The organism is uncultured Psychrobacillus sp. (genome assembly GCF_938022135.1).
Lineage (GTDB): Bacteria > Bacillota > Bacilli > Bacillales_A > Planococcaceae > Psychrobacillus.
Genome location: NZ_CALIED010000039.1, coordinates 88056 through 101747 on the forward strand (window position 1 = coordinate 88056; position 13692 = coordinate 101747).

The window sequence follows — 13692 nt, forward strand, 5'->3', positions numbered from 1 at the left end:
TCAAATCTTTTGTTAAAGAGGAATAATATTATTAGGAGGAATGAAAAAATGAAACATTTAACTGGTGCACAAATTAGACAAATGTATTTAGACTTTTTTATAGAAAAAGGTCACTCACAAGAACCATCTGCTCCACTTGTACCGATTAATGACGCTTCACTTCTTTGGATCAATAGTGGAGTTGCTACGTTAAAAAAATATTTTGATGGACGTGTAATTCCAGAAAATCCAAGAATCACAAATGCACAAAAATCTATTCGTACAAATGATATTGAAAATGTAGGAAAGACAGCTAGACATCATACGTTCTTTGAAATGCTAGGAAACTTCTCAATCGGTGAATATTTTAAAAAAGAAGCAATTCATTGGGCTTGGGAGTTTTTGACTGATGAAAAGTGGATGGGCTTTGAACCTGAAAAGCTATCTATTACCATTCATCCAGAAGATGAAGAGGCATATGTTATCTGGAAGGATGAAATTGGTATTCCAGAAGAGCGTATTATTCGTTTAGAAGGAAACTTCTGGGATATTGGAGAAGGACCGAGTGGACCTAACTCAGAAATTTTCTATGACCGTGGTGAAACCTATGGTAATGATGTAAATGATCCAGAACTTTATCCAGGTGGAGAAAATGATCGATATTTAGAAATCTGGAACTTAGTTTTCTCTGAGTTTAACCATAATCCAGATCACACATATACACCATTACCAAAGCAAAACATCGATACTGGAATGGGCTTGGAGCGTATGGCTAGTGTTGTACAAAATGTTCCAACTAACTTTGATACAGACCTATTCATGCCGATTATCGAGCAAACTGAAACAATTGCAGGTAAGAAGTATCGCCAAAACAAGGAGAATGACGTAGCTTTCAAAGTAATTGCTGACCATATTCGTACCGTTGCATTTGCTATTGGAGATGGGGCTTTACCTTCCAATGAAGGACGCGGCTATGTACTGAGAAGACTTCTTCGCAGAGCTGTCCGTTTTGCAAAACAACTAGGTATCGATCAGCCATTTTTATTTGAGCTTGTACCTGTAGTAGGGGAAATCATGAAGGATTTCTATCCAGAAGTTACAGAGAAAAAAGACTTCATCATGCGTGTTATTAAAACAGAGGAAGAAAGATTCCATGAAACACTACATGACGGGCTTAGCATTTTAGAAAAAGTAATTGAGGAGCAACGTTCAAAAGGTGAGTCATTTATACCTGGAACAACGACTTTTACACTTTATGACACATACGGCTTCCCGATTGAGTTAACAGAGGAATATGCAGAAGAAGCAAATATGACAGTTGATCATGAGGGCTTTAAAGCTGAAATGGAAGCTCAACGTTCTAGAGCACGTGCTGCTCGTCAGAATGTAGATTCTATGCAGGTGCAATCTGCTGTTTTTAGTAACTTACAAGATGAAAGTGAGTTTGTTGGCTACGATACGCTAAGTGTCACTACAAAGGTTACCTCTATTGTACTTGGGCAAGAATTAGTTAAATCTGCTCAAGAAGGCGATGAAGTGAAAATTATTTTAACTCAGACACCTTTCTATGCGGAAAGTGGGGGTCAAATAGCAGATCATGGAACAATTGAAAATGATAATTTCCGTGGGTTTGTAAAGGATGTTCAAAAAGCTCCAAATGGTCAAAATCTACACACTGTTATTATTGAGTCTGGAGAAATGGTGGTTGGGGCTGACATAGTAGCTACAGTAGATCAAACATTAAGAGGCCACACTATAAAAAATCACTCGGCAACACATATTCTACATCAAGCTTTAAAAGACGTTCTAGGAACACATGTAAACCAAGCTGGCTCATATGTTGGACCAGATCGCTTACGTTTTGACTTTTCTCATTTTGGGCAAGTAACGAAAGAAGAGCTAGAAACAATTGAGCGTATAGTTAATGAGAAGGTGTGGGATAATATCCCGGTAGTAACTGGATATCACAATATTGAAGAGGCAAAAAATATGGGTGCCATGGCTCTTTTCGGAGAAAAATATGGAGATATTGTGAGAGTAGTTCAAATGGGAGCTTATTCATTAGAGCTTTGCGGTGGAGTGCATGTGAAAAACACGTCGGAGATAGGCTACTTTAAAATCCTTTCTGAAGGCGGTATCGGTGCAGGAACACGTCGTATTGAAGCAGTTACTGGAAAAGGTGCATTTGAGGTTATTAAAGAGGAAGAAATGCTTCTTACGGAAGCTGCTTCACTAGTAAAAGCTCAATCAAAGGATTTGGTTATGAAGGTTTCTCAATTGTTAGGTGAATTGAAAAACATTCAAAGAGAAAATGAATCATTATCTGCTAAAATCGCTAATAGTCAGGCATCTTCTGTTTTATCATCAGCTCAAACTATTAATGGCATTACGGTGCTCTCTGTTAAAGTAGAGGCTAAGGATAATAATCAGCTAAGACAAATGATGGATGATTTAAAACAAAAAATGGATAATGCTGTCATAGTTTTAGGCGCAGTAGACGAGGAAAAAGTAATGATTTCTGCTGGAGTGACTAAGGATTTAGTAGGTGGGAACTACCATGCTGGAAATATTGTCAAACTAGTCGCTGAACAATGTGGAGGTAAAGGTGGGGGCCGTCCGGACTTTGCCATGGCTGGGGCTAAAGACGCAAGTAAGCTAGAGCTTGCACTTAACTCCGTTTACGAATACATCAAATCAGTTTAAACTATTTCAAAAATACGGTATACTTAACAAATAACTAAGCAAACATTATTACCAATTTGAAAGCGAGGTGCTGATCATGAGTTCATTTGATAAAACAATGAAATTCAATTTCCCAGAGGAATCGATGGAACAAGAAGTCAAACATGTGATGCTTCAGGTTCACTCTGCATTAGAGGAAAAAGGATATAACTCTATAAATCAAATTGTTGGCTATTTACTTTCTGGTGATCCAGCTTATATTCCTCGCCATCAAGATGCTCGAAATATGATCCGTAAATTAGAACGAGATGAAATTTTAGAGGAGCTAGTTAAGTTCTATATTAAAAAGAATAATGAGGCGTAATTATGAGAATAATGGGTTTAGATGTCGGTTCTCGCACCGTGGGCATTGCAATAAGTGATGCCCTCGGTTGGACAGCCCAGGGAATTGAAACGATCAAAATTAACGAAGATGCACAAGAATTTGGGATGGAACGAATTGATGAATTGGTAAAACAACATCAAGTGAGTGAGTTCGTTGTAGGCTTTCCTAAAAACATGAATAATTCTATCGGACCGCGTGCAGAAGCTTCGGAACAATTTGCCAAGCTGTTAACTGACAAATATAACTTTCCAGTAACATTATGGGATGAAAGATTGACAACTATGGCTGCAGAACGTATGTTAATAGATGCGGATGTTAGTCGTAAAAAACGCAAGCTAGTTATTGACAAAATGGCTGCTGTAATGATTTTACAAGGATATCTTGATAGAAAAAACAGATGAGGTGACCACAAATGGACCACGGACAAGAAAATATCACAATCGTTGATGACAACGGAAATGAACAGCTTTGTAACGTTTTATTTACATTTGAATCAGATGAATTCGGTAAATCATATGTACTTTACTACCCTATCGGTGCTGAAGAAGATGAGAACGAAGAAATAGAAATTCATGCTTCTTCTTTCACTCCAAATGAAAACGGAGAAGATGGAGATTTACATCCAATCGAGACAGATGCTGAATGGGATATGATCGAAGAAATGTTAAACACATTTTTAGATGAAACAGAAGAAGACGAAGACTAATTCAAATCTAAAAAGGGTGGACTGAGTATTCTCATTCCATCCTTTTTCTTTTTGTGAAGCATCATGTATAATAAGGGAGAATAAAGGGGGAAAGCCCGTGGAAAACAAATCAAAAAAAGAGATCATGTTTGATCAGATGAAAAACAAAAAAAAAGAAGTAAAACTTGTTAGAAAAATAGTAATGATAATAGCATTGGTTCTCTTGATCATTATTGCTATAGCTGGATTCACTGGTTATAACTATGTGAAAGGGGCTCTTGAACCAATGGATCCCGACTCTACTGAGAAAGTGACTGTTGAAATTCCAATTGGCTCAGGTATCGATAGCATATCTTCGACCCTTGAAAAAAATGGAATAATTAAAAATGCAAAGATTTTTAAATACTATGTTAAGTTTAATAACCAATCTGATTTTCAAGCAGGTACATATGATTTGTCTAAGGATATGACTTTAGATGAAATTATCGAAAGTCTTAAAACTGGTAAAATTTACAGGGAACCACTACTAACCTTAACCATTCCAGAAGGATTGACTCTAGAGCAAATTGGAGATGTAGTGGAGAAGAAGACTGGAAATTCTTCCAAGGAATTCTTTGAACTAGTTACGAACGCTGAATTTGTTGATCGCATGATGAGTAAGTACCCTACATTGTTAACAGAAGAAATCAAAGGGGAAAATATCCGCTACGCATTAGAGGGTTATTTATATCCATCGACATATCCATTTTACGAGGAAAATCCGACAAATGAAGAAATAGCAGAAATGTTATTGGCTCAAACGGACAAAGCATTGGCACCTTATTATGAATTGCTACAAGCAGAAGAAAAGTCTGTTCATTGGCTTTTAACCTTTGCTTCCTTATTGGAAGAAGAGGCAACTGCTCAAACAGACCGTGAAAAAATAGCTAGCGTCTTTTTCAACCGTTTAGAAATTGATATGCCATTACAAACCGACCCGACTGTACTTTATGCTTTAGGAAGCCATAAAGATCGTGTATTATTTGAGGACTTAGAAATTGATAATCCATATAATACTTACCAAAACAAAGGATTACCACCAGGTCCGATTGCAAATGCAGGGAAAATGTCCATAGAGGCAACTTTAGATCCTGAAAAGACAGAATACTTCTATTTCCTAGCTGATAAAGAAGGAAAAAATCATTTTTCTAAAACATATGATGAACATCTTCAAAAAATAGACGAACATTTAAAATAATTAGCATGCAGGAGAAGGAAGGTTATCGCTTTCCTTCTCCTGCTATGTTATTATAAGATGGGTTTTTTACGTATCAGGTTATATTTGTCTGTTGATTATCCTTGTACTTAGGAGTAGAATTTCGGGAAGCAGAGATATCTCCAGTTTACATAACGAAATAACCTTGCATCTAAAAGGAGTTAAGCTATGAACATCAGTGAAGATTTTATGAAAAATCTAATTAAGCCAAGAGAACCTATCTTTATTGAAATGGAGAGCTATGCAAAAGAAAACCATGTACCAATTATGCAACTGTCGGGAATGGAAGTATTGCTACAGTTACTCTCTTTACAGAAGCCAACCTCTATTTTAGAACTTGGAACAGCAATCGGTTATTCTTCTATGCGCATGGCCGACAAACTAGATGCTTCTATTGTCACAGTAGAGCGTGATGAGCAAAAAGCGATGTTAGCTAAGGAATATATTAACCGAGCCAACTTGGAGGAACGCATCAGAGTCATTATTGGAGACGCCTTAGAGTTAGACGAGGATACTTTGAATAATCAAAGATTTGATGCTATTTTTATTGATGCTGCAAAAGGACAATATAAAAAATTCTTTGAAAAGTACGCACCTTTGTTAAACGATAGGGGCGTTATTTACTGTGATAATATATTGTTAAACGGTCTCTCCGAGCTTCCAATAGAAGAGGTTCCAAGAAGGAAAAGAACCATGGTGCGAAACCAGCATCAGTTTATGGAATGGTTAATGCAGCATCCAGACTATGACACAGCATTCTTTTCTGTGGGAGACGGAATGCTAGTAAGTATAAAGAGGTGACAAGCATGAAAAAAGCAGAATTACTAGTGACACCTAAAAATGTAGAGCACATTCGAGAGCTTATACAGGCGGGTGCAGATGCTTTTTTAGTAGGCGAACAGTATTTTGGGTTAAGGCTAGCAGGAGAATTTACACTAGATGATATTCAAGCAGCGACAAAGCTAGTAAAAGAACATAATAAAAAAATTTACGTTGCCATGAACGGCATTTTTCACAATGACAAAGTAGATGAACTTGGCCCTTATATGCAGAAAATACAAGAAATTGGTGTAGATGCAATTGTATTTGGTGACCCGGCGGTAATTATTGCTAGGAGAGAGGCGGGAGTTACACTACCTCTTCATTGGAATACTGAACAAACAGCTACTAATTTCTTTACAGCAAACTATTGGGGAAAACGTGGTTCTACAAGAGCTGTTTTAGCTCGTGAGCTTAGCTTAGAAGAAGTGATAGATATAAAAGAAAATGCAGAAGTCGAAGTAGAGGCACAGGTGCACGGAATGACGTGTATGTTCCAGTCTAAGCGATCTTTAATCGGCAACTATTTTCTTTTTCAAGATAAAGCAATGGAAGTGGAAAACCGCTCTCACAATAAGAATATGTTTTTACATGATAAAGAGCGATCGAATAAGTACCCTATCTTCGAGGATCAAAATGGAACCCATATTTTTAGTCCGAATGATATTTGTATGATTGATGAGTTAGATGAGTTTTTAGATGCAGGAGTGGATAGCTTAAAGATTGATGGCATTCTCCATGAAACGTCATATGTAACGGAAGTCACTAGCTACTATCGTCAGGCAATTGATGCATACTATGAATCACGTTCAGCCTATAAAGAGATTAAAAAGGAACTATTTAAGAAAATTGAAGCTATTCAACCTCCACTTAGACCCTTGGATACCGGATTCTATTTTAAAGAAACAGTATACTAATTGCGTAGCTCTTAGCTGAAATTATTTTCGGTTCAGAAAGGACAGAATTCATGTGATAAACACGAAAATAGATGAAATAAGTGAATTAGTCGACGGCAAACGTGTCATTACGAAAAAGCCTGAGTTATTGGCTCCGGCCGGTAGTCTAGAAAAATTAAAAATTGCTGTTCATTATGGTGCAGATGCAGTATTTATAGGTGGTAGAGAGTTTGGCTTACGTTCAAACGCAGGTAATTTCTCCATTGATGAAATGCGTGAGGGTGTCGAGTTTGCCAATCGATACGGTGCAAAAATTTATGTTACAACTAATATCTTTGCCCATAACGAAAATATGGACGGGCTAGAGGAGTATTTAAAGTCAATAGAGGCTGCAGGAGTAACTGGAATTATAGTTGCAGATCCTTTAATTATAGAAACCTGTAGGGAGGCAGCTCCTAAGCTAGAAATTCATCTAAGTACTCAACAATCCCTTTCTAACTGGAAAGCAGTCCAATATTGGAAGGAAGAAGGCTTACACCGAGTTGTTTTAGCTCGAGAAACAAGCGGTGAAGAAATAAAGCTAATGAAAGAAAAAGTGGATATAGAGATTGAGACATTTATCCATGGAGCTATGTGTATAGCATATAGCGGTAGATGTACACTCTCTAATCATATGACTGCTCGCGATTCTAACCGCGGTGGTTGCTGCCAATCATGCCGATGGGACTACGATCTCTACGAAGCAAGCTCTAATGGAGAAGAGAAAGCATTATTTGAAGAAGAAGATACTCCTTTTGCTATGAGTCCAAAAGATTTGAAGCTAGTTGAATCTATTCCTAAAATGATTGAAATGGGAATTGATTCTCTAAAAGTAGAAGGTCGTATGAAATCTATTCACTATATAGCTACAGTTATTAGTGTATATCGTAAAGTCATCGATGCTTATTGTGCGGACCCAGAAAACTTTGTTATGAAGCAGGAATGGTTGGAAGAGCTTGAAAAGTGTGCAAACCGAGAAGCAGATACAGCATTCTTTGAGGGTGAACCTGGTGTTGAACAACAAATGTATGGCGTTCATGACAAAAAACTGGGATACGACTTTGTTGGGCTAGTTCTAGACTATAACGATGAAACACAAGTAGTAACATTACAACAGAGAAACTACTTCAAGCCAGGAGATGAAGTAGAATTCTTTGGACCCGAAATCGACAACGTTCGATTAGTAATTGGTGAACTTAAAAATGAAAAGGGAAAAGTTCTAGATGCAGCAAGACATCCCTTAGAAATAGTTCAATTTACATGTCCGACTAAATTATATCCAAACAACATGATGAGAAAGGGGTTAAACTAATGGCTAAACGTACTCCGCTTATCATAGGCATCACTGGTGGTTCCGGTTCAGGAAAGACCAGCGTTACCCAAGCAATTAGTGAAGTTTTTAAAGACCATTCTGTAGTAGTTATTGAACAAGATTATTACTATAAAGACCAAAGCCATTTAGCTTATGAAGAAAGATTGAATACAAATTACGATCATCCCTTTGCTTTTGACAATGACCTACTTATTCAGCATGTAAATGATTTGCTGAACGACAAAGCAATTGAAAAACCAATTTATGATTATGCACAACACACGCGTTCAAGTGAAACAGTCCTGATCCAACCAAAGGATGTAATTATTTTAGAAGGTATCCTAGTGCTAGAGGACGAGCGTTTAAGAAACCTCATGGATATAAAATTATTTGTAGATACAGACTCGGATTTACGTATTATTCGAAGAATTTTACGTGATATTCATGAGAGGGGCCGTACTGTAGAATCTGTAGTAGAACAATATTTAACAGTCGTTCGCCCGATGCATAATCAGTTTATAGAGCCTACCAAAAGATATGCAGATGTAATTATTCCTGAAGGCGGTCAAAATGAGGTAGCAATCGATTTAATGGTTACAAAAATAAAAACTATTCTTGAAACTAATGCTATTGTATAATATGATGATGAAAGATTTACAAATATTTCATTAAATTCATATCATTTTAACTCGAAGCATATGAATAGGAAATATATGTTTATAAAGAGGGATTTTAAAGGAGTGTATGGAAGTGTCAACAGAGAAACAATTTCCGATGACTGTAGCAGGTAAACGTAAACTAGAAGAAGAATTAGAAGTATTAAAAACTGTAAAACGTAAAGAAGTCGTAGAACGTATTAAGATCGCTCGTAGCTTCGGTGATCTATCGGAGAATTCGGAGTATGATTCTGCTAAGGAAGACCAAGCTTTTGTTGAAGGAAGAATCTCTACAATTGAATCCATGATTCGAAATGCTGTGATTATCGAAGAGGAAGATAATAATGATGTTGTCTCTTTAGGTAAAACAGTGACATTTGTTGAAATTCCAGATGGAGATGAAGAAAGCTACACTATCGTTGGATCTGCTGAAGCTGATCCTTTAGAAGGGCTTATCTCAAACGATTCTCCTATTGCTAAAGGCTTACTTGGAAAGACAACCGGAGATAAAGTGAAAATCCTTACTCCAGGCGGAGAAATGGATGTAGAAATTATTTCTATTTCATAAGACGGACAATATATTTTCATAAATGAGGAGTAGACATTTATATGTTTGCTCCTCATTTTAAATTTACAAAGAATTTAAGTATAAATAGTTAAGACCTTTGTCATATTGTTTATTCATTTTTATAACTGTAATGTATTTTTGATATTCCTAAGGGTATAAGTGGATGGACTCACTCTTTCTTCTATGCATATTAATGATAGGGCAGAAATGCTATAAAATCCTGAGGACAAGCGCTAGAGGGAGGTAATGTCTTAGCTCATATGCTCTCATGAAATCGTCCGCTGTAGTGGGAAAAAGCTATTATCGTAGATATTAGTGTATCATTCTCTTTATATCCCTATGATATAATATTTGGAATAAAAATGAGACTTGCTAAAAGCATTTTTATGTATTAAATTAGTTAGCACCTAAAGTTTTGAAACTTAGTTTCTATTATCACGTCTATTATTTATAGTTCTCTATCTTTAAAAGGAGGAAGAGTATGTCAGAACAAAATCAAAAAATTAACTCACGTTTAAACAAAAATAATCGCAAGAAAAAAACTAATACAATACTGAATGTCTTAATTGGAGTAGTACTTCTGTTAATCATTATAGTTGTTGTTAATTTAGTGACAGGTGATAAAGAGGAAAAAGATATTGCACAAGAACCAAAAGAAACTGAATCCGTTTCAGAGAGTAGTGAAGTCGAAGAAGAGGAATCAGAAGATATTGAATTGACTACTGAGGAAATAGCCGAAGAGGACGAACAAAACGAAACAGCCACTGAAGAAAATGATTCGACCACAGAGTCAGGCACATCTTCTAACGACTCAAATGAAATTATAGAAGAATCCGATGATCCAAATGTAGAAGCTGTTCTAGTAGATCCGTCTTGGGAACCTTTAGGGACCTCACAGACAGGAGAGCATGTATCAAGCTATACGAAGGGAACGGTAGACTGGGAAGAAAAAGTTGACGCATTAGCTCACGCTGCAAACTTAGACCCTTCAAATATGATTGTCCAATTTCTTGGTAATGGGGGAAGTCCACAAAAATCTATAGGAACTGTTACTTCTAAAGATGGTAAAGAAATCTATCGTATCTCTTTAGAATGGGTCGATGGACAAGGATGGAAACCAACCAAAAAAGAAAAGTTAAAATCAGTTAAATAAATATTCAATTTGGGAGCGGTACTTGACTAAAGTGCCGCTCTCCTTTACTTTAAAAGAAGTACTTTTAGAGAGGGGTTATTAATAATGAAGATTGCGGTAATTGGAGCAATGGAAGAAGAAGTAGAATTATTAAGAAATGCAGTTGAGAATTCAAGTACTATCGAAATAGCAAATAGTGAGTTTACGACCGGTACATATAAAAATCATGAAATAATACTGTTGAAAAGTGGAATTGGTAAAGTCAATGCAGCTATGTCTACTGCCATTCTTTTAAACGAATATAAGCCAGACTATGTGATCAATACAGGTTCTGCTGGCGGGTATGACCCTCAATTAGAAGTAGGGGCAATTGTTATTTCAGATGAGGTAAGACATCACGATGTAGATGTAACCGCTTTTGGATACGAGATGGGACAAGTTCCCCAAATGCCACCTGCATTTAAGTCCGATGAGCGTTTAATGAAGCTCGCTGAAGATGCAGTAAATGAAATTGGTGAACATCAGGCATCTACTGGCTTAATAGCTACTGGAGATACTTTTATGCATAATCCAGAACGAGTGGAACTTGTTCGCTCTTATTTTCCTACTATGAAAGCTTGTGAAATGGAAGCTGCTGCTGTGGCTCAGGTTTGTCATCAATTTTCCGTGCCATTTGTAGTTATTCGTGCTCTTTCTGATATTGCTGGAAAAGAATCTTCCGTTAGTTTTGATGAGTTCCTTCCAGTTGCAGCTAAGCATTCCACACAAATAGTGCTTCGTGTAATTGAAAACATTTAGTTGTCATTAATTGGACAAACTATAGCATAGAATGCTTGTAAATAGTGTTTCCTTTATGTGCTATGATGAAAGTATATAAAGCTTTCCACAATAGTCTAGGGGGAGATCAAATGGTTTTTATCATGGCTATGTCTGTTTTGGTTACAGCTGTACTAGCATTTGTAATGATTGCAGAAACAAGTGAAGATTAATTTTCTCTAGCTCTCTTGGTGTTTGATCCATCAAGAGAGTTTTTTTCATGGATGTAATACTGATAGAGCTTTACAAGCGCACGCTTTTCAATACGAGAAACATAGCTTCTTGAAATTTTTAATTGCTTAGAAATTTCTTTTTGAGTCATTGGCTCATGGCCTAATAATCCATATCTTCGAACGATGATATCTAGCTCTCGTTTCTCGAGTTGGGATAGGTGTTTATATAAACGATTGGTATCTTCTTCTTCCACTAGCTGTTCGTCCGAGCTTTTATCTAGCCCTTGTAGTAAATCGGTGATTTCTAAAGAATGTCCATCTTTATCCATTCCAATAGGCTCATGTAAAGAAATATCCTTTTGAACTTTTTTTAATGAACGCAAATACATAAGAATTTCATTTTCAATACAGCGAGCAGCATATGTTGCTAATTTTGTTTTTTTGGTAGGTGTATAGCTATTAACAGCTTTCATCAGCCCAATTGTTCCAATTGATATATAGTCATCTAAAAGCTCATGCTTCGGGTGAAATTTCTTAACTACGTGTGCAACAAGCCGCATATTACGTTCGATAAGTTCATCTCTTGCTGTGAGGTCTCCATCTAGAAAACGTTGAATCATTACTTGTTCTTCCTCCGGAGAAAGGGGCTGATGGAACGCCTGCCCTTTTAAATAACCAAGCACAAGTGGCAAATCGATGACCATGTTTATAAATGCGGTTAGAAGACCGGAAATTATGTTCACCTCCATCTAGTTATACTTTCAATATATGTGGAATTACGACAAAATATGAAAAAAACGACTGCATTTGCAGTCGCCTTTTAAGAAATATATAATTGCTTAAAGCATATCAGACCTTTTTTAAAGTAAAAGTACTAATCATTAATAATGCAAGAATAATAAATAAAAACATGTACGTAACTGGCGGAACAAAATTAATAGCGAAGTATGATAATGTTAAAATTACTCCGGCAACCGTAATTGGTAGTCCTGTAAAAAATCCATTTGACTCAGAAATATTAAAGCGGGCTAATCTAAATGCGCCACAAGCTATATATATAACAGTAATAATCATTCCTGCAATACTAAATTCCTGTAAAACTAAGGAGTACATTAAAAGAGCAGGTGCAATTCCGAATGATATAATATCACTCATCGAATCTAATTGTTTACCAAGCTCTGACTCTAAGTTGAATCTTCTGGCAACCATGCCATCAAAACGATCTAACAAGCCTGCTATAAATATAAATAACACGCTAAACGTGTAGTATTCATTTACTGTAGCCATAATTGCTGCTCCACCGAATGCTAAATTACCAATTGTTATCATATTAGCAGCCTGCGTTTTTAGTTTTTTTATTGTTTGAGTCATAGCATTTTGTAAATACATTGCAAATCACTCCTTTACAAATAACATATTTGTTCATTATACTTCGAGTAAACAAAAATTGTAAGTAAATTTTTATAGGGAGACTAAGAAATGAAAGAAAAAATATATCAATCTATGATTGAGCTGACCAATGGTAGGTGGTCATCATCTTTAATCAAAGGCTTTGCTCAGTCTAATCTCAGTAAGAAAATAATACCTGCCTATATGAAACATTTTAATATAGATCCTTCTGAAATGCCATGTCATCTCCATGAATTTTCTACATTGCATGATTTTTTTGTTCGCCCATTAAAACAAAATAGTAGAAATATAGACCCTGCTGTCAACGGAATTATAAGTCCAGTAGATGCGACTATTGAAACTTTCGGGGATATAACGTATGATGGAATTTTTCATGTAAAAGGAAAACCATACACGCTATATGATATGCTCGGCTCCGACAAAATAGGTAAAGAATATGAAAAAGGTAAATTTATCATTTTATATTTAAGCCCGGCGGAATATCACCGAATCCATTCTCCAATTGATGGTAAGGTTACTCGACAGTATGTGCTAGGAAAGAAATCCTATCCAGTGAACAAATGGGGCCTAGCTTATGGCAAAGAAACAATTAGTGGCAACTATCGGCTATTAACAGAGCTTTTGATGCCTAATGAGAAACGTTGTTTTCACATTAAGGTGGGGGCAATGTTCGTGAATTCCATTGAACTCACTAACAGGGAGTTAGAATGGAAAAAGGGAGAAGAGGTTGGTTACTTTTCTTTCGGTTCAACAGTAGTTTTGTTATTTGAAGAAGACAGTATAGAGTTTTCAAGAGAAATAACTCCTGGAAAGTTTATTCGAATGGGTGAGAGAGTCGCAAATATGCTATAATCGTTAAAGAAAAAGTGTCGAAGTGGAGTGTTT

The 13692-nt window shown here is 36.3% G+C and carries 16 protein-coding genes; 14 read left to right on the top strand and 2 right to left on the bottom strand.

Annotation, left to right across the window (positions count from 1 at the left end; all coding sequences use genetic code 11):
• Positions 1 to 48 precede the first annotated feature (48 nt).
• From alaS to Q0371_RS08845, 13 genes are all read left to right on the top strand, one after another.
• Positions 49 to 2682, top strand: coding sequence for an alanine--tRNA ligase (gene alaS / locus Q0371_RS08785; protein WP_298470380.1), 2634 nt, complete (start codon positions 49 to 51; stop codon positions 2680 to 2682).
• Between the two features lie 76 nt (positions 2683 to 2758).
• Complete coding sequence (locus tag Q0371_RS08790; RefSeq protein WP_053588802.1) at positions 2759 to 3025, top strand: IreB family regulatory phosphoprotein; 267 nt, start codon at positions 2759 to 2761, stop codon at positions 3023 to 3025.
• A gap of 2 nt (positions 3026 to 3027) precedes the next feature.
• Positions 3028 to 3447, top strand: a complete 420-nt coding sequence (ruvX, locus tag Q0371_RS08795; RefSeq protein WP_169358024.1) for a Holliday junction resolvase RuvX — start codon at positions 3028 to 3030, stop codon at positions 3445 to 3447.
• An 11-nt stretch (positions 3448 to 3458) separates the two neighbouring features.
• On the top strand, positions 3459 to 3752 hold the full coding sequence (locus Q0371_RS08800; protein WP_251555603.1) for a DUF1292 domain-containing protein: 294 nt from the start codon (positions 3459 to 3461) through the stop codon (positions 3750 to 3752).
• 97 nt (positions 3753 to 3849) lie between these two features.
• A complete protein-coding gene (mltG, locus tag Q0371_RS08805) occupies positions 3850 to 4968 on the top strand; it encodes an endolytic transglycosylase MltG (protein ID WP_298470387.1) in 1119 nt (372 codons plus the stop codon).
• A 186-nt stretch (positions 4969 to 5154) separates the two neighbouring features.
• Entirely contained in the window at positions 5155 to 5787 is a 633-nt protein-coding gene (locus Q0371_RS08810) for an O-methyltransferase (protein WP_169358027.1), read from the top strand.
• Positions 5788 to 5792: 5 nt separating this feature from the next.
• Positions 5793 to 6722: a peptidase U32 family protein gene (locus Q0371_RS08815; protein ID WP_298470390.1), complete on the top strand. Its 930-nt coding sequence runs from the start codon at positions 5793 to 5795 to the stop codon at positions 6720 to 6722.
• A 55-nt stretch (positions 6723 to 6777) separates the two neighbouring features.
• The gene (locus Q0371_RS08820; protein ID WP_169358307.1) at positions 6778 to 8052 is read left to right on the top strand and encodes a U32 family peptidase; all 1275 of its coding nucleotides are present in this window, start codon (positions 6778 to 6780) and stop codon (positions 8050 to 8052) included.
• The gene (gene udk, locus Q0371_RS08825) at positions 8052 to 8690 is read left to right on the top strand and encodes a uridine kinase (protein ID WP_298470392.1); all 639 of its coding nucleotides are present in this window, start codon (positions 8052 to 8054) and stop codon (positions 8688 to 8690) included. The genes Q0371_RS08820 and udk overlap by 1 nt, the downstream gene beginning before the upstream one ends.
• Before the next feature lie 112 nt (positions 8691 to 8802).
• A complete protein-coding gene (greA, locus tag Q0371_RS08830) occupies positions 8803 to 9276 on the top strand; it encodes a transcription elongation factor GreA (RefSeq protein WP_251555598.1) in 474 nt (157 codons plus the stop codon).
• Between the two features lie 481 nt (positions 9277 to 9757).
• Positions 9758 to 10429 carry a YrrS family protein gene (locus tag Q0371_RS08835; RefSeq protein ID WP_298470395.1) on the top strand — a complete coding sequence of 224 codons (672 nt, stop codon included), beginning with the start codon at positions 9758 to 9760 and terminating at the stop codon, positions 10427 to 10429.
• An 84-nt stretch (positions 10430 to 10513) separates the two neighbouring features.
• Positions 10514 to 11206 carry a 5'-methylthioadenosine/S-adenosylhomocysteine nucleosidase gene (gene mtnN / locus Q0371_RS08840; protein WP_298470397.1) on the top strand — a complete coding sequence of 231 codons (693 nt, stop codon included), beginning with the start codon at positions 10514 to 10516 and terminating at the stop codon, positions 11204 to 11206.
• 44 nt (positions 11207 to 11250) lie between these two features.
• Positions 11251 to 11397, top strand: a complete 147-nt coding sequence (locus Q0371_RS08845; protein ID WP_298470399.1) for a hypothetical protein — start codon at positions 11251 to 11253, stop codon at positions 11395 to 11397.
• Here Q0371_RS08845 and sigK read toward each other — a convergent pair.
• Together sigK and pssA are read right to left on the bottom strand one after the other, a co-directional pair.
• Entirely contained in the window at positions 11394 to 12131 is a 738-nt protein-coding gene (gene sigK / locus Q0371_RS08850) for an RNA polymerase sporulation sigma factor SigK (protein ID WP_169358308.1), read from the bottom strand. The two genes, Q0371_RS08845 and sigK, sit on opposite strands and share 4 nt — an antisense overlap.
• A 115-nt stretch (positions 12132 to 12246) precedes the next feature.
• Entirely contained in the window at positions 12247 to 12786 is a 540-nt protein-coding gene (gene pssA / locus Q0371_RS08855; protein ID WP_169358032.1) for a CDP-diacylglycerol--serine O-phosphatidyltransferase, read from the bottom strand.
• Between the two features lie 90 nt (positions 12787 to 12876).
• On the opposite strand from pssA, the gene Q0371_RS08860 reads away from it, so the two are divergent.
• A complete protein-coding gene (locus tag Q0371_RS08860; RefSeq protein ID WP_298470401.1) occupies positions 12877 to 13659 on the top strand; it encodes a phosphatidylserine decarboxylase in 783 nt (260 codons plus the stop codon).
• The last annotated feature ends 33 nt before the right edge of the window (positions 13660 to 13692 follow it).